The following is a 22,027-nucleotide window of genomic DNA, read 5'->3' on the forward strand; positions in this document are numbered from 1 at the left end:
TCCCTCATTTGTTTCGGATTTAATAATCGCTGAGTTGTTCGGTTAACGTCTCACAAGTTACGATCGTGATATTTAAGGTTTCACTCATATCGAGATCATACGGTTCGACTTTGCTGCCGTCTTGTTCGTGCGTAACTCTGACAAGCGGCCGTTCCGGAAGCTCTTTTGTCGATTTGATCACGACAGCCGACCGTCCGTCACTCAATTGCACCGTCGCACCGACCGGATAGATCGCCACCGTTTTTGAAAAAGCTTCAACGATATCGCAGTCATAAAGCTGGCCGGCACCCGCTTGAATAATAGCCAACCCTTCGTGCGGAAGCATGGCATCCCGGTAAATCCGGTCCGATGTCACAGCGTCAAACACATCTGCTACTGCCAGTATTTTCGCGTAATAGTGAATCGCGCCGTCTTTCAGCTCACGCGGATATCCTGAACCGTCAAGGCGTTCGTGATGCTGAAAAGCGCAGTGAGCTGCCAGTAAAGGAATCGTATTCGTTTTTCGCAGCAAGTCAAAACCGGCTTCGGTATGTTCTTTAACAACGGCAAATTCTTCCTCCGTTAATTTCCCTTTTTTATTCAAAACCGATGCCGGCAACGACATTTTTCCGACATCGTGTAAAATCGCACCCATGCCGAGCTCATGCAGTTCTTTCGCATTTAAACCGAGCGCTTGTCCCGTAGCCAATGCATAGACCGTCACGTTCAGTGAATGGTGAAAAATATACGAATCGTAACTAATCACATCAGACAGCATCAACACAGCCTCATTGTGGTTTCGGACACTGTCCAAAATTGAATTGACAATCTCTGAGAATTGACCGGACATTTTTTCCATTTCAACAACTTTTCCCATTGCCATTTGCCTGGAGATCTCTGAGAAATTCTCGTGAATTTGTTTCATTGATTTGCGCCGGACGCTGTCGTTCAGCACATCGTCTACGTAAACATCAGCAGTGAGCGCGTCTTCAACATACACAAATTGAATCCCTTTATGAACGAGGCGGGAAATCATCGACACTGTTAAACTGACGCCGCTGTTAAGCAAAATTTGCCCTTCATCATTGTAGATCGGCTTAGCGAGTGTATCGTTTTCTTGTAAGCTGTGAATCGTTTTTAATTTCATAATGTCCGCCCTTTGTCAGCATTGATCATCTCACGAGTTTTTTCGGCTGAGCGATCCGTTTAATTGTATGAGTTTCCATGCAAGCAAATCCCGTAAAAATTCAGGCATAAAATAATTTTTTTTCGCCGCAGAACCGAGCGGCGGGTAGAGTCTCCCCAGCGTAAACATATCCAGCGTCGCCAGCGTGTATGTCTTTTTACGTTCAATCGGCACACCATTAATACGGACGTGCTGATCGGAAATATACGATGTGGACTGATTGATTTGCAGGCCGGCAAAAGCCATGTGACCGAGCACTTTCCCGCGAAAACCGAAGCCTTTCAGTTTATACGCGGTCATTTCTGACGAACGCGCTTGTCGGATCGTCTCTAATAACTGATCACCGGAAATCGCAACGGTAACGGGATTGATCGGATGAGGACAAAGCGTATGCACATCTCCGCGCGTCACAGTCCCGGGGCCGAGGCTGTCAAGCAACACTCCGGCGTTAACCATCGAAATTTCCGCATCGCACCATTCTTTAACGGTATCCGCCATCAAAGCAGTAAAAAAGCTCGGCTCGTACCAATTCACTTCAAGTTTTGATTTTAACACAGTCAGCGGTTCAGCCAATATACGATTTGCACGATTTTGCAACAACTCCAAATAAGCTTCTGTTTGCGGATCAGATATTGCTTTATCCACCGGTACAGAGCGGATTTCTTTGACCGTCACACGGAAAGATCCCTCCGCTGTTTGCTGTATCGACAGTTGCACCTCGCCGATATAATTTCCGCTGCGCCCGGATTGGCTGATCCAGGTGTCTCTCACTTTAACGCCGCTCTCAATGAGGTGATGCGTATGCGATCCGAAGATTAAATCCAGATCCGGGTTGTTCTCAGCCAACGTTTCATCTTCGTGATAACCAAGGTGAGACAGGCAAATGATGAAATCACACTCTTGTTTCAGTTTTTCCGTTTCAGCTTTGACAGAAGCAGCCGGGTCAGCAATGTGCCAGCCTAACGGTTCGTAAAATTGACGAAATGGAACCGTCGCCCCTGTCAGACCGATTTTCGCCCCTTCATCTGTCGTCATCACGAGCGAGGGAACGGCCCATTCCGGGCGCGAACCGTCTTCATGAAAAAGGTTATTTAAGATCACCGGAAATTGCGCATCCGCATATAACGCCATTAAATCCTCTTTTGAAAAGGTGATTCCTTCATTATTGCCGATCGTAACGGCATCATAGGCCATGTCATTTAACAGTTCGACATTGCCTTGCCCCTTCAAAGCTTCTGTCATCGCATGGACCCGATCGCAATGATCGCCGATGTCAAAAAGCCAAACTTCTTCCCCTTTATTAACAGCCTCATCTCGTTTATGTTTTAACAGCGCCGTTACATTCGGCCAGCTTTCAAGCGCGCTGTGAAGATCATTCGTCGCCAATATGTTCAACGTCGTCACGGTTATCACACCCTACCCAGTTAATCATGAACTTATTTATTTTACAGCATCATCCAGCCATCCCAGATAAACTTTCCTGCCATGACAAGTAAAAAAAGACGAAACAGTACGATCAGTTTGCCGCTCGTGAGACGCTGGTTTAAAAAAGCCCCGGCTTTCCCGCCGAGGTATGCCCCGGGAATGAGAGCGGAGGCGTAAAGCCAAGCGACGTTCCCTAAAGCAATGTGGGCGGCCGAACCGATCAATGATGAAAGTACGATCATAAACATTGATGTTGCCACAGCAACATGTGCCGGAAAAGCAAACAGCATAATCATTGCCGGAACCATAAGCGCTCCGCCGCCGACACCGAAAAGTCCGGATATCATCCCGATGACAAAAGAAAGCGGAATCGCTGATGCCGGCTGAAAACCGTATTCAGTCCGTTGCCCGTCTGCAGCTGTCCACGTTCTGTGAATCCCGGTCTCCGCGCGTTTCAACGGCTTCACTTTATGCCGGATCATCAGCACAAAAGAAATCATGATCATAAACAGGCCGAAGAGAATAAAAAACGGCCCTGACGTCACAAGCTGATTTAAAGCCACTCCGGTCAACGCGCCGGGGCCGCTCCCAATAAAGAATATCAGCCCGCTTTTAATATCGGCGGTGCCTTTTTTTATATACGACGACGTTGACGATAAACCGGTGAATATCATGATCAATATCGACGTCCCGACAGCCGTTTGCGGCGTTATCCCGCTCACCGGCGGAATTTCTTCTTGCAGGAAAAACAAGCCGGGAACAACGATAACACCGCCGCCTAAGCCGAGCATGCTGCCGAAAACAGCAGCGATGACACCGGTAATAAATAATAACATCCACTCCATTGTCGATTCGGCTCCGATCTTTAAACAATTTAGTTACTTAAAACTCTAAGCGATCGCCGGCCATTTTTCAACTCGTTCATTTATCAGCCGAAAAAAAGATCGATCTGCTTCGGAGCGAGCCCGGTGTATTGCAGCTGAAGTTTAGAGATCATATCCAGCGCATTGGCTGCGGCATGACCGCCTGAATTGTTGTTAAAAAGAACGTAAAGCGTGCTTGATTGATCATTCAGCGCGGTTAAATCAGCAGAAAGCTGATCAAGTTCCGCCGAACTGTAATCATATAAATAGCGGACTGCCCGCCAATCCTCGCCGCTTGCCGGACTGTTCCATCCGGCAATATTGCGGCCGTGCAACCTGACGACGGTTTTATTTTCATCCGTCGCGACGGGAACAAACGGCACTGATTTTTCGCCGGCTTGCGGTTCATCACAAATGCTGTGAATCCATTGATCGCGAATCATATAATCGAGCGTCTTCTCGCGGTATTGATCGGTAAACCATGACTGATGCCGGAATTCAAGCGCCGTATCAAAGGCAGACAGCTCCGCTCTGGCGGCACGCAAATAATCGATATGTTCTTTTCTCACATCAAACCACGGCGGAAACTGACAAAGAACTGCGCCCAGTTTCCCGGCTTCCTGCAAAGGCTTAAACGCCGCTTCAAAAGCCGTGAACATTTCTTTTTTTGTCGTATAGGGTATTTCCCCGCGCTGATGACCGGTGATCCCTTGATAAGCCTTGACAATGAATTGAAAGGATGCCGGCGTATCAGCAATCCACTTTTCTACCGTTTTTTGCGCCGGAATCGCATAAAAAGATGCATCCAGTTCGACAACCGGGAAATACCCGGCATACGTATGTAATTTTCGGTTTGTTTCATGAGGAGTTTCGTATAAGGAATAATGATCTCCCCAGCCGGTAAGTCCGATGCGGATATCTCTGTCACTCAAAGCGATCACCTTTTTTCATGAGTAAAAAAGGCGAATCCGCGGACGGATTCGCCTTTTGTTGGTTTTAACCGATCGAACCTTCCATCTCGAATTTGATTAGACGGTTCATTTCTACAGCATATTCCATCGGCAATTCTTTCGTAAACGGCTCGATAAAGCCCATGACGATCATTTCGGTTGCTTCTTGTTCCGAAACACCGCGGCTCATGAGATAAAAGAGCTGCTCTTCCGAAACTTTTGATACGGTCGCTTCGTGTTCAAGCGAAATATTGTTGTTCATGATCTCATTGTACGGAATCGTATCCGATGTGGATTGATTATCCATAATGAGTGTGTCACACTCAATATTTGATTTTGAACGCTCCGCTTTTCTGCCGAAGTTGACAATTCCGCGGTACGTGACTTTTCCGCCTTGTTTTGAAATCGATTTGGATACAATCGACGATGAACAATCCGGCGCAAGGTGATGCATTTTCGCACCGGCATCTTGATGCTGGCCTTTACCGGCAATCGCGATCGAAAGCACGTTTCCGCGGGCTCCACGCCCTTTCATAATGACGGAAGGGTACTTCATCGTCAGCTTCGAGCCGATGTTGCCGTCCACCCATTCCATCGTTGCGTTCTCATCACAGACGGTACGCTTCGTCACGAGGTTAAAGACGTTCGGCGCCCAGTTTTGGATGGTTGTATAACGGCAGTACGCATCTTTTTTAACAATGATTTCGACAACCGCGCTGTGCAGGGAATTCGTCGTATATACAGGTGCTGTACAGCCTTCAACGTAATGAACAGAACTGTCTTCGTCAGCAATAATCAGCGTTCGCTCAAATTGACCCATGTTTTCCGAGTTAATCCGGAAGTACGCTTGAAGCGGACTTTCTGTTTTAACCCCTTTAGGGACATAAATAAACGAGCCCCCGGACCATACAGCAGAGTTGAGTGCAGCGAACTTGTTGTCTGACGGCGGAACAACCGTTCCGAAGTTTTCTTTAAAAAGCTCTTCATTTTCTTTCAACGCTGTATCGGTATCTTTAAAGATAATCCCGAGTTCTTCAAGATCTTCTTGCATATTGTGATAAACGACTTCAGATTCATACTGCGCCGACACACCGGCAAGATACTTTTGTTCTGCTTCTGGTATGCCGAGCTTATCAAACGTATTTTTAATTTCCTCCGGCACTTCATCCCAAGAGCGCTCTGATTTTTCCGACGGTTTAACGTAATACGTAATGTCGTCAAAATCCAACTCGTTTAAATCGCCGCCCCACTGCGGCATCGGCATTTTATAAAACTGTTCGAGCGCTTTAAGACGAAAGTCCAGCATCCATTGCGGTTCTTCTTTCATGCGGGAAATTTCTTCAACGATCTCAGTTGTTAACCCTTTTCCCGAACGGAAAATTGATACGTCTTTATCATGAAAGCCGTATTGATACTCACTGATTTCCGGCATTTCTTTTGCCATGTTAACCCCTCCTTGTACAATCTGCGGCAGCGGCTGCTGCCTGTCGTGCATATTCAACGTAACCAACGGCAGGTCGACTGTAAACTTTTTCGTACACCCCAGCGAATAGCGATGACAAGGAGTGTTGCCTCCTATTTTACACTACATCGGCAGTGAAAACCAACCCGCTTGCACAGATCAGTCGTCATCATCTTCATCTTCACCGTCGGAAAGCCCTTGTTCCATTGCCTTCCAAGCGAGCGTTGCACACTTAATTCGCGCCGGAAATTTCGATACGCCTTGGAGCGCTTCGATATCGCCTAAATCGAACTTGCTGTCATCCACTTCTTCCCCAAGCATCATCTTGGAAAAAATATCAGACATTTGCAGCGCTTCGTCAACGTCCAAGCCTTTGATCGCCTGCGTCATCATCGATGCCGAGGAAAGACTGATCGAACACCCTTCGCCGATAAACTTTGCTTCAGCAATCTTGCCGTCTTCCACCTTCATTTGGAGCTGAATACGGTCTCCGCATGTCGGGTTATTCATATTGATTTTTAACGTGTCTCCGTCTTGGAGTTCACCTTTGTTGCGCGGATTTTTATAATGATCCATAATGACTTGCCGGTAAAGTGTATCTAACTGATCAGATGAAGACATCACCAAAATACTCCTTTGCTTTTTTTAATGCTTCTACAAAAACATCGACTTCTTCTTCTGTATTATACAGATAAAAGCTCGCTCTTGCAGTAGCTGTGACATCAAGCCACTTCATCAAAGGCTGGGCACAGTGGTGACCGGCACGCACAGCAACACCTTTCGAATCAAGAACCGTTGCCAGGTCATGCGGGTGAACACCCTCGCAATTAAACGTCACCAGGCCGGCCCGTTTTTCAGGACCGTATACATTGACACCTTCGATTTCATTCATTCGCGAGACAGCATAGGTAACGAGCCGCTGTTCATGAGCTTCTATCTCCTCAAGTCCGATCGATTGCAAATAATCAATCGCCGCCGCCATTCCGATCGCCCCGGAAATAATCGGTGTACCGCCTTCAAATTTCCAGGGAAGTTCTTTCCATGTCGAATCATACAAATCAACAAAATCAATCATTTCTCCACCGAACTCGACCGGCTCCATATTTTTCAGCCATTTCTTCTTTCCGTATAACGCGCCGATCCCAGTCGGACCGCACATTTTATGGCCGCTGATCGCATAAAAATCAACGTTCATTTCCTGAACATCAACGCTCATATGCGGGACCGCCTGGGCGCCGTCGACCACGATCACGGCGCCGTTTTCATGGGCGAGTTCAGCGATCTCTTTAACCGGGTTCACCGTTCCGAGCACATTCGATACATGTGTGACCGCAACAATCTTCGTCTTTTCCGTAACCGTGCTGCGAATGTCTTCGATCGACATTGTTCCGTCCGGCTGGAGCGGAATATATTTTAACTGCGCCCCCGTCGCCTTAGCCGCTTGCTGCCACGGGATGATATTGCTGTGGTGTTCCATCGGCGTAATCACAATTTCGTCCGCATCCGTTAAGTTCGCCCGTCCGTAGCTCGAGGCAACGAGGTTGAGAGCAGCCGTTGTTCCGCGCGTAAACACGATTTCTTCTGTTCGCTTAGCGCCGAGAAAACGTTTAACCGTCTCACGCGCTCCTTCATACCCGTCTGTCGCCAGCGACCCGAGGGTATGCACACCCCGGTGGACATTCGAATTGTAGCGGCGATAATAATCATCGATCGCGTCAATCACTTGTGCCGGAGTTTGTGATGTTGCCGCGCTGTCCAAGTATACGAGCGGATGATTGTTTACCTCTTGATGAAGGATCGGAAAATCACGGCGGACATCCTCGACATTCATGTTAATACACTTTCCTTTCGATCACATGAAACACTTGGTTTTTAACGGTTTCAATCGCGAGCGCGTCGACAACCGGCGCTAAGAAACCGTGAATAATCAGGCGTTCTGCTTCTGTTCGGTTCATTCCGCGGCTCATGAGATAAAACATCTGCAGCGGATCAATGTTGCCGACCGATGCAGCGTGTCCTGCCGTCACGTCGTCTTCATCGATTAATAAAATCGGGTTCGCGTCACCGCGGGCTTTATCGCTGAGCATCAACACACGTTCTGTCTGCTCGCCGTTCGCCTTTGTTGCGCCGTTAATGATTTTAGTTACACCGTTAAAAATAGATGTTGCCCGGTCTTTCATGACACCGTGTTTTAAAATTTGCCCGTCACTGTTTTTTCCGTAATGGACAATATTAGTCGTGAAGTTTTGTGACTGCTGTCCGCGGCCGATCGATACGGTTTTCGCATCACCGTAAGATCCTTCTCCCATCAAATAGGTCGTATTTTCCGAGACAGTATTGCCGTCATTCATTTGTCCGAGCGACCAGTACAGCTGAGCATCGCGGCCGTTCACTTGTCCGCGGCGGTTCGTGTAGGTCGTGACCGTTTCGGCCAAGTTATCCACCGCACCGAAGCTGACTTTCGCACCTTCATCGAGGTACACTTCGGCGACGAGATTGGCAACCGCCTCACTGCCTGACCCTTCAGAAATATAGTTTTCAACATACGTCAGTTTGCTGTTCGCTTCAGCAACGATCAACACGTGATTAAACAGGCCGAAGTCTCCTTCATGGGCATAAACCGCCTGCAACGGGGCTTCAATTTCCACATCTTTCGGCACATAAATGAACGTGCCCCCATTAACAAGCGCTGCATGGAGTGCAGTTAAACGGTGTTCATTCGCAGAAACCGCGTCTTGCATATAGAACTTTTTCACGAGTTCTTCATGGTCGTTAAGCGCTGTCGCAATATCCGTGAAAATGACACCTTTGCTAGTTAAATCCTCGTTAACTGCTTGATAAATCGTTTGACCGTTTTTTTGCGCGAGCAGGTTTTGCACGTCTTTTTCTTCGCCGACGAGTGTCTTGACACTGTCTGAAAGCGAATCGAACGATGTTCCTGCCGCCGTATTCGCATTGATGCCAAAGGACGTAAAGTTCCACTTGCTGATATTTGTCTTATCTGGTTTTGGCATCTCTAAATTCACAGCTTGCTCTAATGATGAAAGGCGGAAATCCGTAAACCATTTCGGCTCATGACGGTCATTAGAGAAGCTTTCAAGCTGCTGTTTATTGATAGGGAATGTGACTTCTGCTGTCATCTGTATACCTCCTCGTAATCACCGTTATTATTCTTTGCCGACTGTTTCGTCTTCGATACCGATTTCTTCTTTGATCCAATCATATCCGTGTTCTTCAAGTTTCTGCGCCAGTTCAGGTCCGCCGGATTTCACGATGCGTCCTTGCATCATCACGTGCACGTAATCCGGTGTGATATAGTTCAACAGGCGCTGATAATGGGTAATAATCAAGCAGCCGAAATCCTCGCTGCGCAGGCTGTTCACACCTTTAGCAACGACTTTCAATGCATCAATATCAAGACCGGAGTCGATTTCATCCAAAATGGCCATGCGCGGTTGCAGCATCATCAGCTGCAGGATTTCATTGCGTTTTTTCTCGCCGCCAGAGAAGCCTTCGTTTAAATAACGGTGTTGAAACGATTGATCAATCTCGAGCATGTCCATTTTTTCATCCATTTGGCGAATGAATTTCATCAGTGACACTTCGTCACCTTCTTCGCGCTGCGCGTTCATCGCAGACCGAATGAAATCAGAATTTGTCACACCGGAAATCTCGCTTGGATACTGCATCGCTAAGAACAAACCGGCTTGAGCCCGCTCGTCCACTTCCATATCAAAAAGGTTGTTGTTATCGAGATACGCCTCCCCTTTTTCAATTTCAAAACTCGGGTGCCCCATTAAAGCGGATGCCAGCGTCGATTTGCCCGTTCCGTTCGGGCCCATGACAGCATGAATTTCTCCGCCGTTCACTTCGATATTCAACCCTTTAAGAATTTCTTTTTCTTCGATTGATACGTGAAGATCTTTCACTGAGAGATTTGGCTTGGTCATAATAAATACCTCCATTTATTTTGAAAATCTATTTGAAAACTGCTAGGATAAGACTTGAAAATGCCCGAAGCATTCTCAATCTATTCTCATTACAATCTTATATCATTTGCAATATCAGTTCAAGAAAAAGTCACAAATTCTTTTATTTCTTTGTTTTTTCACTCATCGCCAATGTTCAAACAGCGTATCAACCCTTGACAGCGACGCTTCCCCTTGTCTTCCCCGGTCAATTTGAGTTGTTTCCCGCCTGCCAAGCCTTCTCCCATTCTCAATAAATGCCCCTTTCACCTCACCTAATTGAGAATAGCTATTAATTAGCGCGCTTTTCCCGGCTTTACTTGCAGCGTCAACACATAAAAAAGGGCCCGCACACATGTGTGTACAGACCGCTTTTGTTTACTTACGATATTCATCCGTGAACTTGACGTTGTAGTTGATCAATCAGCTGCAAACTCTCGCGGTGATTTTTTTCGCGATCTTCCTCGACCTGCAGACGGGTATGCAGGCATTGATTGTACTCCGCATAACCGATGCCGTGATTTTGGTGCATCGCTTTTTCCATATCACCTGTGTGTTTTGCATCAATCTGATAGATAGTAAATCACATTCCTTTCCGCTTTGTCTCATTTTTTGTAAATGAATTCGACTATGTGATTACTTTAACATTGAAACTGAATGGAACCAATTCGGATAAAAGGATAAATTATCTGACAATATCCCGTCTCACTTTGTCACTTAATCTCACAAGATGGAGAGCGATTATTCGTCACATTTGCTCGGCAATACGCTTCATTGCTCAAAATTGTCTGACAATAACCTCGTCTCACCTGTCGTTTTCGATGATTATTCTTCTACCGGTACAACCGCGTTGTCGTACTCTTCAATAATGAAGTCACGCACTTCTTCGGAGCGAAGCACCTCGACGAGCGTCTCAATTCGTTCGTCGTCGACATCACCGGACTGGGCTGCAATCACATTGGCATACGGATTGTCAGCATCAGCCGATTCTGTTGCGATTGCGTCATCAAGCGGATTTAATCCGGCATCGAGCGCGTAGTTGGAATTGATTAATACAGCGTCGCCTTCCCCTTCTTCATATGCGGTCGGAAGCAAGGCAGCTTCAACGTTCGCAGTAAATGTCAGATCATTTGGATTGTCTTCGATATCAGCAATTTCGGCATTAACGCCGGCATCTTCATCCAAAGTAATCAAACCTTCTTCTTCAAGCATTATTAAAATTCTTCCGTGATCGGCAACCGAGTCACTCATAATAATTTCTGCGCCTTCCGGCAATTCGTCGATGCTGCCGTAATCTTGCGAATACAGCCCGATCGGCTCAATATGAATGCCTCCGGCGTGGGCAAAATCATATCCGTGTTCTTCGATTTGACTGTCCAGGTAAGGCTCGTGCTGAAAATAATTGGCATCGAGCTCTCCTTCATCGAGCGCTTCATTCGGAAGCACATAGTCTTGAAACGACTCGATCTCAATGTTAACCCCTTCATCTTCTATAAGCGGCTCGGCAAACTCCAGAATTTCCGCATGGGGAACGTTCGAAGCACCGACAACAAGCGTCTCCTCATCATCGCCGCAAGCTGCTAATACACTGACTGACAGCAATCCTAGTCCTGTTACTTTCACTGTGTTTTTCATTAAAAATCCCTCCTGGTTAATTTGTTAAGCTGTTAGCGTTTATCTATTTTTCTCGTGAGAAAATCGCCGATATATTGGAAAATAAACACAATAATTAAGACGATAAATGTCGCTACAAGTGTAATGTCCGTATTGCTGCGCTGAAATCCGTCACGGTAAGCTAAATCACCGAGACCGCCTGCGCCGATGACACCTGCCATCGCTGTGTAACTGATCAGCGCGATCGATGTCACTGTAATACCGGAAATAAGAGCAGGCATCGATTCCGGGAGCAAAACCTTCGTAATAATTTGCCGGTTATTTGCCCCCATCGACTTTGCCGCTTCAATCACCCCTTTATCAATCTCTCTTAGCGCGATCTCGACAAGTCTTGCATAAAACGGCGCCGCGCCGATAATCAATGCCGGCAACGCTGCTGAGGGGCCGAGCATTGTGCCCATAATCGTCCGCGTAAACGGTATTAACAGCACGATCAAAATAATAAAGGGAATCGATCGGAATATATTCACATAAGCTGCCGTAATCGCGTTCACGGTTTTATTTTCCCAAAGCTGACCGCGGTCTGACAGAAATAAAAGCAACCCGAGCAGTATCCCGAACAGAAACGTAAAAGTCAGCGCAATAACGGACATATAAAGTGTTTCAAGCGTTGCTTCCCACATATTCTCCCAATTAACGTTTTGCATCATCCATGCGGAACCGACTAAACGATCAGTCATGGCTGATCACCTCCACATCGACTTCATGCCGGCGAATATAAGCGAGCACTTCCTCAATCGCCGGCGGCTCGCCTTGCATCTGAATAAACAGCGTCCCGTATGTTCCGTGCCGGGTTTGGGACAGTTTCCCTTGCAAAATATTGACCGTGACATCATATGAGCGGATCACATCATTAATCAGCGTCCGCTTAGCGTCGTTTCCGGTGAAGGTAAGTCTGCACAAATGCCCTTGATGCGCACCGTCAAATAAATGCTGCAGCGCTTCCTCAGTATCATCCGGTTCGGTCACTTGTTTGACAAATTCTTTTGTCATCGCTTCTTTCGGGTGTTTGAATACATTTAACACATCGCCCTGCTCGACAAAGCGCCCCTCTTCCATCACGGCCACGCTGTGACAGATTTTGCGGATCACGTGCATCTCGTGAGTAATTAATACAATCGTTAACCCGAGTTTCTGATTAATATCGGTCAACAAATCGAGAATCGAATCGGTCGTTTTCGGATCTAATGCCGATGTCGCTTCATCGCAAAGCAGCACTTTCGGATTGTTTGCCAGCGCGCGGGCAATACCGACACGCTGCTTTTGACCTCCGCTCAATTGTGAAGGGTAAGCCTCACCGCGGCCTGTCAACCCGACAAGGTCGATCAGCTCATTGATGCGCTGCTCCTTTTTCTCCTTATCTTCCCCTTTAATCTCGAGCGGAAAGGCAATATTTTCAGCGACAGTCCGGGACCAAAGCAGATTGAAATGCTGAAAAATCATCCCTATTTCCTGACGGGCAAAACGGAGTTCTTGTTTAGACAGCTTGCTGATCGTCTTACCGTCAACACTCACTTCGCCCGATGTCGGCTCTTCAAGCTGATTCAACAAACGGATCAGCGTGCTTTTCCCCGCACCGCTGTATCCAATCACACCAAAAATCTCTCCCGCCGGGATCGTCAAATTAATATCATCCACGGCTGTAATCGGTTCTTGAGCTGAAGGAAAGATTTTCGTTAATTTTGTCAATGAAATCATTGCGCGCCTCCTTTCTGAACATCCTGTTCAATTTACTGTCCTAACTTAACTAATCCTATCTGTTCACTCTGATTAACGCAAGAAAGAAAGAGGACATTAAAAAAACCTTTCTGTCTATCCATTCACAACAGATAAACAGAAAGGTTCTGCGTATAATTCAGACACCTTTCTCCTCATCTTTCAAACATGTAAATCCATGCTCTGTTGGAATTGGCACCTTCCGAATGTTCAGTGGTTGCCGGGCTTCATCGGGCCAGTCCCTCCGCCTCTCTGGATAAGAAGAATGTATTTATATTTATGAAGAGTATCTTACTATGCTCCGAAAGTAATGTCAACCAACGAGATTTGCAAATGAAAAACGCGCTATATTTCTTCAGCGTCGGGGATCCGTTTTCGAAAAACGAGATAGAAATAAAAGGTGCCGAGCAAATAAAGCCCGCCCGTAATCGAAAAAACGATCGCATAGCCTTCGTAGGCGCCGTAGACGAGAACAATTGTTGTCGAGACCGGTCCCATAACGGCCCAGCCTAATTGAAATACGGCTTGCCCGACAGAATGAGCCAAGCCTTTTATTGAATCGTCAACGCTTCTCATCATTAATGACATTTGGATCGGATTGCCGGCATTCATCAGCGCCTGACGGAATAAAAATCCGAACACAGCGAGCCAAAGCATTTCTGTAAACGCCGTGATTAATAAGAACGGGATCGAGGCGAGCTGTAAAATTACGACCGCCCTGACTTCGCCGGCTTTTCGCACAACAGCCGGACCGATCATCATCGCTACCGCAGTCATTGCCTGACCGGATGAGAGAATAATTCCGACCATCGTATGCGTTGTTTCAAACCGGTCAACAAAATACAAATTTAAATAAGGAATCACCAGCCCTGAGCCAAAACCGATAATCATTTGCGCTACCGCAAAAAGCAAAATGATTTTTAATCCCTCTTTATTTGTTCGGAAGAGCTTTTTAAACGACCGGTCTTCCACCGTCTGTTTCGTTATTTTCTGCGCCTCTTTAATTTTTAAAATCGGAATGAGCGATGATAAAAAAATCACGCCGCCCAACAAAAGTGTTAATCGAATACTCCAAAGCTGAGAGAACCCCGCTAACAAATGAAAACCGTCGCTTAAAGAACCGCCGGCCAAATTGCCGATAACTTGAGCGCCCATCATAATCGCAAAATTCAAGCTGAACAAATGCACTCTTTGCTGCTGCGTTGAATTTTCTGCTAAGAGCGGAATCGATGACACTTGAATAAAGGCCATGAACATGCCGGTCATAAAAGCGCCGGCAAGCAAGAGCAGTTCCGGCGAAATCGAAGCCCGCAAAAGCAGACTCGCTCCGCCGAGCAAGGCACCGATCAAAAGAATCCTCTTCCGTCCTGTCCGGTCGCTCATGATCCCGGCCGGCAAAAGAAAAAGCGCGGTAGCCGTTGACTGCATCGCGATCACAGAGCCGTTCGTTTGATCGTCGTAACCGAGCTCTCTGATGTAATAATTGTAAATAATCATAAAAATGCCCATCCCGATATGAACAAGGACAGAACTGAGTAAAAATAATTTGACGTTTCGGTTGTAACGGCGGAATTGATCCCGCCATTCTCCGATAATCTTTCCCATTTGAACACTCCAGCAATTTATTTCGATGCTCTAAATATACGCGACTTCACCGCAAAAGAAAAGCCTCTCCATAAAAAACAGCTGACAAAATGTCAGCTGCCAAAGTGTTGACAAAGTCATGACATCATTAAATGTCATGTTAAAAGGAACGGATGACGACGCATCGTCCGGCTTCTTTCACCTGAAGGTATCACTGCGACATCGGCTCAAAAAGACTTCGCCGTGTCTTACTAGTCCGCGGGCGAGCACCGAGCCGATTCGGGCTGATGCCCTGCAGGGTCTCGTCTGTCCCGCTATCCCGCAGGAGAAAGCCGGGATGCTGGGTCACCCTCTTTTTTGAAGCGAGTGTATTCATAAAAAAGAAGCCATGCATCCACTCCTCCGACGCCTCCGGGAAAGCAAGAGACGAAGATCCGGATTCGGCGGCCTCAGACCGCCGAATCCTAGCTGAGTCCTTGCCCGGGGCAAGCGGAGGATAGTGGATTCATGGCTGACATAAAAATATAGTTTGTCTACAGTCTAACAGCTGACAAAATGTCAGCTGCTTGCTTGATCACGAATACAGTTTTAGTCTTCGCTAATCATCTGTTTGTAAGTATCTGCATCCATTAATGCATCCAGCTGCGATGCGTCGCTCAATTCAACTACGACCATCCAAGCCTTTTCGTACGGAGATTCATTGACAAACTCCGGCGAATCTTCCAACTCACCGTTTACGTCGAGAACTTCGCCGCTCACAGGAGCATAAAGTTCCGAGACCGTTTTGACCGATTCGACACTGCCGAACGGTTCATCGACAGTCAGTTGATCACCTTTTTCCGGCAGCTCGACAAAAACGATATCGCCAAGTTCATCCTGCGCATGCTCAGTTATACCGATAACAACCTTGTTTCCGTCAACCTTGACCCATTCGTGCTCTTTCGAATACTTCAGCTCTTGCGGTAAATTCATCGCTATCTGCTCCTTCAAGTTAGTTTTTCCACGTTTGTTCAAAAGTTTCTTCTTTGAAGCCGACCGTCACATGATTGCCGTCGGTTACAAGCGGCCGCTTAATCAGCATGCCGTCCGAAGCAAGAAGTTCAAGCAGTTCATCTTCAGTTGCGCTTGTCATCTTATCTTTCACGCCGAGTTCCCGGTACTTCTTCCCGCTCGTGTTAAAGAATTTCTTCAGCTCTAATCCGCTGTTGTCATACATTTTTTTCAAATCGTCTTTTGACGGCGGATTATTCACGAGATGAATCTCTTCATAATTTATTTCCTGGCTGTCCAGCCAGTTTTTTGCCTTGCGGCACGTGCCTCATTGCGGATAATGATACAGTGTAAGCGCCAATAAACTCACTCCTTTTCAGCGATTTGCTTTGATCTTACCATATTCCGGTATTTTCTGCGACAGTGAATCGTTTCTTTCAACATAACGCAAGGGCTCTGTTGTTTTAACAGAGCCCCTGCGTTGAGAGAGGAAAATGCCCCCTTTTGATGAAAGGAGTCTATTTTTTTAGGGCAGGGGAAGTGCCCCAAAGTGAATAACGGTGATTATCTGCTGTATCCGTTACAGCACGTACTTCTCTTCTTTAATAATCTTTTCTGCTAATTCCCGCTTCTTCTGGATAAGATCAAGCGGCGTATGACGAGTCAGCTTTTTCAAAATCGACAGCATTGTCCGCAAGTTATCGCCGTCTTCCAGCGTTACAAGTGACTCTCTTGCGATCGATTCAATATGATTGAATGCTTCCTGCGAGTAAATTTGCGTCATTAACAGTTTTTGATGTTCTTTTTCTTCGCCGTTTTTCTGCATCGCTTTTTCTGTGCGCAAAATCATCGATTCGATATTGAAAACTTCGTTGACGAGATCAGCAACATTCGCGAGCATTTCTTGCTCTTTTTGCAAGTCTTCGCCGTATTTTTGCGCTGCTGTTCCGGCAATCATCAGGAAGATTTTTTTCGCATTTTGCAGCAAATACTTTTCTTGCTCGAGCGTTTCATCACCGACTTCTTCCGGCATCATCATCATCAGTTCTTCTTGCAGGCCGTTCGCTTTTTCTAACAGCGGAAGTTCGCCTTTCATCGCTTTGCGCATAATTGTTGCCGGGACGAGCATGCGGTTCACTTCGTTTGTTCCTTCAAAAATCCGGTTGATTCGCGAATTGCGATACATGTTTTCCACTTCATACTCGGTCATAAAACCGTAACCGCCGTGAATTTGTACTGCTTCATCGACGACAAAATCAAGCACCTCAGAGCCGAAAAATTTGTTTAGTGAACACTCTACTGCGTATTCTGCAATGGCTTTGCCGACAGCCTTGCCGTCTTTTTGCTCGTCTTCTGAGAGACTTCCGAAAGCTTCTTCAATCGAACCGGCTGTACGGTAAATCGTACTTTCCATTGCGTACGTTTTCGCAGCCATTTCAGCCAATTTCTTTTGAATGATCGTAAACTGCGCGATCGGTGTTTTGAACTGCTTGCGTTCATTGGCGTATTTGGCGGACAGTTCGATCGCGCGCTTGGCGCCGCCGATACAGCCCACCCCGAGCTTAAACCGCCCAAGATTTAAAATATTAAACGCGATGACATGGCCTTTGCCGATTTCGCCAAGAACATTTTCTTGCGGCACTTTTGCATCTTGCAAGAGCAGTGTTCTTGTCGACGAGCCTTTAATGCCCATTTTTTTCTCTTCCGGTCCGACTGAAACGCCTTCATGGCCGCGCTCGACGATAAAAGCGCTGAATTGTTCGCCGTCTACTTTTGCATAAACTACGAACACATCCGCGAAACCCGCGTTTGTGATCCATTGCTTTTCGCCATTTAAAATATAATGGGTACCTGCATCATTTAATTTTGCCGTCGCTTTTGCCCCGAGAGCATCAGAACCTGAACTTGGCTCCGTCAAAGCATAGGCTGCGATTTTTTCCCCTGTCGCCAAATCAGGCAAATATTGCTTCTTCTGTTCTTCTGTCCCAAAATATACAATCGGCAGCGTGCCGATCCCGACATGGGCGCCGTGGGTTAAGGAAAACGATCCGCCGAGCGCGAATTTTTCGGTAATCAGCGTTGAGCTGATTTTATCCAAACCGATTCCGCCGTATTCTTCGGGGACGTCGGCGCCGAGAAGTCCCAATTCTCCCGCTTGTTTCATCAGGCGCACGGAACGGTCAAATTCATGCTGTTCGATATACTCTATTTCCGGAACAACTTTTTCTTTAACGAAATCTTCGGTCGTCTTCGCAATCATTTCATGTTCATCAGTGAAATCTTCCGGGGTAAAAATATCCTCCGGCGTTGCGGTTTCGAGCAAAAAGCTGCTGCCCCGAAGCGTCTTGTTTTCTGTTGTCATAATCAACTGCCTCCTTTTTTAGTCTTCCATTTTGCTTACCGGCACGAACGGTGTCTTCTGTCCGTTTGAAACGCTCAGATAAGTTCAAATACCCCTGCTGCTCCCATGCCGCCGCCGATGCACATCGTGACAACACCGTATTTAACGTTTCTGCGTTTCATTTCATGAACCAGACTGAGCGTCAGCTTTGTACCGGTGCATCCAAGCGGATGACCGAGTGCGATCGCTCCGCCGTTAACATTGACGATCTCGTGGTCGAGTCCCAATTCGCGGATCACTTGCAGCGACTGTGAGGCAAACGCTTCGTTTAATTCAAACAGGCCAATGTCTTCGATTGTTAATCCGGCCTGTTCAACAGCTTTCGGGATCGCTTTTACCGGGCCGATTCCCATGACCTCCGGTGCCACACCGGCAACAGCGAACGAATGGTATTTCGCTAACGGAGTCAAGCCTTCTTTTTCAGCCGCTTCCCGTTCCATGACGAGAACGGAGGCTGCTCCGTCGCTCATTTGCGATGCATTACCTGCGGTGACGGAACCGTTCACTTGATTGAAAGCCGGCTTCAGCTTTGCTAATCCTTCCAGCGACGTGTCTTCGCGGACACCTTCATCTTGATCAAGTGTGACTTCCTTTTCAATAAGCTGGTGATTTTCATCGACAGAACGCAATGTTACCGGAACAGAAACCGTTTCGTCTGCAAACTTTCCTTCTTTCAACGCGTTGGCAGCTCTGCGGTGACTTTCGACCGCAAAAGCATCTTGGTCCTCGCGGCTGATTTGAAATTGCTTCGCGACCTCTTCAGCCGTGTTGCCCATGTTCATATAATATTCCGGGGCATTTTCGACTAACGACGGATTCGGCGAAATGACGTGACCGCCCATCGGGATCGCAGACATCGATTCCGAACCGCCGGCAATAATCGCTTCGGACTGACCGAGCATAATTCGTTCAGCCCCGTAGGCAATACTTTGCAGCCCTGAAGAACAGTAGCGGTTGATCGTGATCGCCGGAACACTGTCAGGCAATCCGGCTAATGCCGAAATACTGCGGGCCATATTCATGCCTTGTTCAGCTTCCGGCATCGCGCACCCGATGATGACATCATCAATTCGCTCAGGATCAAAATGATTCGCGCGTTTCAGCGTCTCGCGAATCGTCAGCGCGCCGAGGTCGTCCGGCCTTACCGAAGCCAACGTGCCTTTGTTCGCTTTCCCGACAGGGGTTCGAGCCCCTGATACAATAACAGCTTCTTTCAAAACAGTCCCCTCCTTCGTTCAGATCAGTTGCGCAGCGGTTTTCCTTTTGACAGCATATGCTGCATACGCTGCTGTGTTTTCTGTTCGCCGACTAAACTTAAAAATGCTTCCCGTTCGAGATCGAGTAAATACTGCTCATCAACCCGCGAGTTTTTCGGCACGCGTCCGCCTGCTAATACAAATGCGAGCTTGTCGGCAATTTTTAAATCATGGTCTGTGATGTAGTTGCTGAACTTCATTGACTTCGCGCCAAGAAGCATCGTCGCGTACCCATTTTCACCGACAACCGGGATCTTCTCCCGTTTCGGCGGATGGTAACCGCTTTCAAATAAATGCAGCGCTTCCTGTTTTGCATCGTGCAATAAATGGTCGCCATTGATGCTTATGCTGTCTTGCGGACGGATAAACCCGAGTTCTTCCGCTTCCTGGGCGCTTTTCGATACTTTCGCCATTGCAATCGTTTCAAACACTTGATTGGCGACAGCCTGGTAATCAATTTTCGCTCCGTCCGGGAGGCGCTCAATTTGCCGCAAGTAAAGCTCTTTGTTTCCCCCGCCGCCGGGGATTAGACCGACACCTGCTTCAACTAAGCCCATGTAAGTTTCCATCGAAGCTTGAATTTTCGCTGCCGGCATACAAGCTTCGGCACCGCCGCCGAGTGTCATTGAAAACGGAGCTGCCACGACCGGTTTAGCGGAATAACGGACTTTCGCCATGTTGTTTTGAAACTGCCGGATTACGAGGTCAAGTTCCGGAAAATTCATGTCTTGCGCTTCCATTAAAATCATCATCAAATTTGCCCCGACACAGAAGTTTTTCCCTTGGTTGTTAATGACAAGCCCTTTGTAATTCGTCTCAACTTCATCCACTGACTTTCCGATCATTTGTAATACATCGAGACCGATCGAGTTATTCGGCGATGTAAATTCAAGCACGGCAATGTCATCGCCCGCATCAATCAGCGAAGCGCCGTTGTTTTTCATAATGACGTTCTCATCTTCTTTTAACGTTTTAATGTTGATCACTTTTTCGTTAATATCGGCTTTAACATATTCACCGTGATGATAAAACTCATCTCTTGTTCGATAGAACGAGGTAAATCCGCCGGAAAGCATATCTTCAACCCATTGCGGAATCGCTTCGCCTTCTTCTTTCATTTTTTCGATTGATTTTTCTAATCCGAGCGCATCCCACGTTTCAAACGGTCCGAGTTCCCAGCCGAATCCCCATTTCATTGCTTGATCAATGTCGCGAATGTTATCGGCAACTTCAGAGCATTTTTCAGCGGCGTATAAAAGCGTCGGTTTTAATACGTTCCAAACAAGTTCGCCTGCACGGTCGTCGGCGTATGCGAGTGTTTTTATTTTTGCCGCCTTTCCTTTCGCCTGCTTGCTTTGCTCAACTGAAGGCGCTTTCAATTTCTTGCTTGGAACGTACTCCATCGCTGAATAATCGAGCTCTAATATTTCGCTTCCGTTTTCACCTTTTTTCTTGTAATAAAAACCTTGGCCTGTTTTGCTGCCGAGCATGTTGTTTTCTGCCATCTTTTTCATAAAAGCCGGCGGGTCAAAAATTTCTTTTTCTGTCCCTTCTACTTGATCGTAAACGTTTGAGGCAACGTGCATGAAGGTATCCAGACCGACCACATCCAGGGTTCTAAACGTTGCGCTTTTCGGACGGCCGATCGCCGGTCCGGTAACCGAATCGACTTCGCCGATTGAGAAACCGCGTTCAATCATTTCTTTGACGGTGACAAGCAGGCCGTAAGTCCCGATACGGTTGCCGATAAAGTTCGGCGTGTCTTTCGCTTCCACCACTCCTTTTCCGAGAACATCTTCGCCGAACCGGCGCATAAACGAAGTGACTTCAGGTGAAGTGTCGTTTGTCGGAATAATTTCAAGCAGTTTTAAGTAGCGCGGCGGATTGAAAAAATGCGTGCCGAGAAAATGGTTCCGAAAATCTTCCGAACGTCCGTCAGCCATAGCTTCAATTGAAATCCCTGATGTGTTCGAGCTGACAATCGAACCCGGGTTCCGGTGTTGATCAACTTGGGCAAAAACCGTCTGCTTAATATCGAGCCGTTCAACGACGACTTCAATAATCCAATCTGCTTCTGCAAGCCGGTGCATATCATCTTCCATATTCCCGACCTCAATAAGATCAGCGTTGTCATTTTTCGCGAGCGGAGCTGGATTTTGTTTCTTCAATTTCGCCACCGCTTCTGAAGCGAGCCGGTTCCGGACAGCTTTATCTTCAAGCGTCAGCCCCTTCTGTTTTTCGCGGTCAGTTAATTCATGCGGCACAATGTCTAACAGCAACGAAGGAATGCCGATGTTAGCCAAGTGTGCTGCAATGCCGGATCCCATAATTCCTGAACCCAGGACAACTGCTTTACCGATACGGTTAATCATGAAGTACCTCCTTCTTCCTTTTGAATGAACACTCATTCATTTTTCGGATAAAAAATTTTGCTAAAAAATACATGAAACTGTCACAAAGTCTTTGCAATTACTATATTAAAGAAAAAAATGACAATGTGCAAGTGGTACAACGAGAAAAATTTTCCGTTAAAAATAAAACCTGCCCGGCTATTAAGCTTCGGGCAGGTTTGA

The 22,027-nt window shown here is 46.9% G+C and carries 20 protein-coding genes and 1 riboswitch; of the genes, 1 reads left to right on the forward strand and 19 read right to left on the reverse strand.

Annotation, left to right across the window (positions count from 1 at the left end; all coding sequences use genetic code 11):
- Positions 1-19: 19 nt before the first annotated feature.
- The 14 genes from EDD67_RS00120 to EDD67_RS00180 form a co-directional block, all read right to left on the reverse strand.
- Positions 20-1,126 carry an HD-GYP domain-containing protein gene (locus EDD67_RS00120; RefSeq protein WP_121439198.1) on the reverse strand — a complete coding sequence of 369 codons (1,107 nt, stop codon included), beginning with the start codon at positions 1,124-1,126 and terminating at the stop codon, positions 20-22.
- A gap of 30 nt (positions 1,127-1,156) precedes the next feature.
- Positions 1,157-2,569, reverse strand: a complete 1,413-nt coding sequence (locus EDD67_RS00125) for a bifunctional metallophosphatase/5'-nucleotidase (RefSeq protein ID WP_242005950.1) — start codon at positions 2,567-2,569, stop codon at positions 1,157-1,159.
- Between the two features lie 41 nt (positions 2,570-2,610).
- Complete coding sequence (locus EDD67_RS00130; RefSeq protein ID WP_121439199.1) at positions 2,611-3,435, reverse strand: sulfite exporter TauE/SafE family protein; 825 nt, start codon at positions 3,433-3,435, stop codon at positions 2,611-2,613.
- Between the two features lie 83 nt (positions 3,436-3,518).
- Complete coding sequence (locus EDD67_RS00135; RefSeq protein ID WP_121439200.1) at positions 3,519-4,385, reverse strand: DUF72 domain-containing protein; 867 nt, start codon at positions 4,383-4,385, stop codon at positions 3,519-3,521.
- Between the two features lie 64 nt (positions 4,386-4,449).
- Complete coding sequence (sufB, locus tag EDD67_RS00140) at positions 4,450-5,847, reverse strand: Fe-S cluster assembly protein SufB (RefSeq protein ID WP_121439201.1); 1,398 nt, start codon at positions 5,845-5,847, stop codon at positions 4,450-4,452.
- Positions 5,848-6,024: 177 nt separating this feature from the next.
- Positions 6,025-6,486: a Fe-S cluster assembly sulfur transfer protein SufU gene (gene sufU / locus EDD67_RS00145; protein WP_093073926.1), complete on the reverse strand. Its 462-nt coding sequence runs from the start codon at positions 6,484-6,486 to the stop codon at positions 6,025-6,027.
- Entirely contained in the window at positions 6,473-7,696 is a 1,224-nt protein-coding gene (locus tag EDD67_RS00150) for a cysteine desulfurase (RefSeq protein ID WP_121439202.1), read from the reverse strand. The genes sufU and EDD67_RS00150 overlap by 14 nt, the downstream gene beginning before the upstream one ends.
- A 1-nt stretch (position 7,697) precedes the next feature.
- The gene (gene sufD / locus EDD67_RS00155; RefSeq protein WP_093073930.1) at positions 7,698-9,005 is read right to left on the reverse strand and encodes a Fe-S cluster assembly protein SufD; all 1,308 of its coding nucleotides are present in this window, start codon (positions 9,003-9,005) and stop codon (positions 7,698-7,700) included.
- Positions 9,006-9,032: 27 nt separating this feature from the next.
- Positions 9,033-9,815, reverse strand: coding sequence for a Fe-S cluster assembly ATPase SufC (gene sufC / locus EDD67_RS00160; RefSeq protein WP_093073932.1), 783 nt, complete (start codon positions 9,813-9,815; stop codon positions 9,033-9,035).
- A gap of 409 nt (positions 9,816-10,224) precedes the next feature.
- Complete coding sequence (locus tag EDD67_RS13755; protein WP_162843770.1) at positions 10,225-10,377, reverse strand: YuzK family famiily protein; 153 nt, start codon at positions 10,375-10,377, stop codon at positions 10,225-10,227.
- 281 nt (positions 10,378-10,658) lie between these two features.
- A complete protein-coding gene (locus EDD67_RS00165) occupies positions 10,659-11,468 on the reverse strand; it encodes a MetQ/NlpA family ABC transporter substrate-binding protein (RefSeq protein WP_121439203.1) in 810 nt (269 codons plus the stop codon).
- Between the two features lie 32 nt (positions 11,469-11,500).
- Entirely contained in the window at positions 11,501-12,187 is a 687-nt protein-coding gene (locus EDD67_RS00170; RefSeq protein WP_121439204.1) for a methionine ABC transporter permease, read from the reverse strand.
- A complete protein-coding gene (locus EDD67_RS00175; RefSeq protein WP_121439205.1) occupies positions 12,180-13,205 on the reverse strand; it encodes a methionine ABC transporter ATP-binding protein in 1,026 nt (341 codons plus the stop codon). Before EDD67_RS00175 ends, EDD67_RS00170 begins: the two co-directional genes overlap by 8 nt.
- 170 nt (positions 13,206-13,375) lie before the next feature.
- A riboswitch (SAM riboswitch) is annotated at positions 13,376-13,486 on the reverse strand.
- A gap of 82 nt (positions 13,487-13,568) precedes the next feature.
- On the reverse strand, positions 13,569-14,828 hold the full coding sequence (locus EDD67_RS00180) for an MFS transporter (protein WP_121439206.1): 1,260 nt from the start codon (positions 14,826-14,828) through the stop codon (positions 13,569-13,571).
- Positions 14,829-14,946: 118 nt separating this feature from the next.
- Here EDD67_RS00180 and EDD67_RS00185 point away from each other — a divergent pair, with 118 nt between their 5' ends.
- Positions 14,947-15,168 (forward strand): hypothetical protein, encoded by a 222-nt coding sequence (locus EDD67_RS00185; RefSeq protein ID WP_123875780.1) that lies wholly within the window; start codon positions 14,947-14,949, stop codon positions 15,166-15,168.
- Positions 15,169-15,395: 227 nt separating this feature from the next.
- On the opposite strand, the gene gcvH is transcribed toward EDD67_RS00185, so the two are convergent.
- The 5 genes from gcvH to EDD67_RS00210 form a co-directional block, all read right to left on the reverse strand.
- Positions 15,396-15,779, reverse strand: a complete 384-nt coding sequence (gcvH, locus tag EDD67_RS00190) for a glycine cleavage system protein GcvH (protein WP_121439208.1) — start codon at positions 15,777-15,779, stop codon at positions 15,396-15,398.
- Positions 15,780-15,798: 19 nt separating this feature from the next.
- Positions 15,799-16,158 (reverse strand): arsenate reductase family protein, encoded by a 360-nt coding sequence (locus tag EDD67_RS00195; protein ID WP_121439209.1) that lies wholly within the window; start codon positions 16,156-16,158, stop codon positions 15,799-15,801.
- Between the two features lie 219 nt (positions 16,159-16,377).
- Entirely contained in the window at positions 16,378-18,159 is a 1,782-nt protein-coding gene (locus EDD67_RS00200) for an acyl-CoA dehydrogenase family protein (RefSeq protein WP_121439210.1), read from the reverse strand.
- Positions 18,160-18,233: 74 nt separating this feature from the next.
- Complete coding sequence (locus EDD67_RS00205) at positions 18,234-19,415, reverse strand: acetyl-CoA C-acetyltransferase (protein WP_121439211.1); 1,182 nt, start codon at positions 19,413-19,415, stop codon at positions 18,234-18,236.
- A 23-nt stretch (positions 19,416-19,438) separates the two neighbouring features.
- The gene (locus EDD67_RS00210; RefSeq protein ID WP_121439212.1) at positions 19,439-21,826 is read right to left on the reverse strand and encodes a 3-hydroxyacyl-CoA dehydrogenase/enoyl-CoA hydratase family protein; all 2,388 of its coding nucleotides are present in this window, start codon (positions 21,824-21,826) and stop codon (positions 19,439-19,441) included.
- Between the last annotated feature and the right edge of the window lie 201 nt (positions 21,827-22,027).

The organism is Salisediminibacterium halotolerans (assembly GCF_003814815.1).
In the GTDB taxonomy this organism is placed as follows: Bacteria; Bacillota; Bacilli; order Bacillales; family Salisediminibacteriaceae; genus Salisediminibacterium; species Salisediminibacterium halotolerans.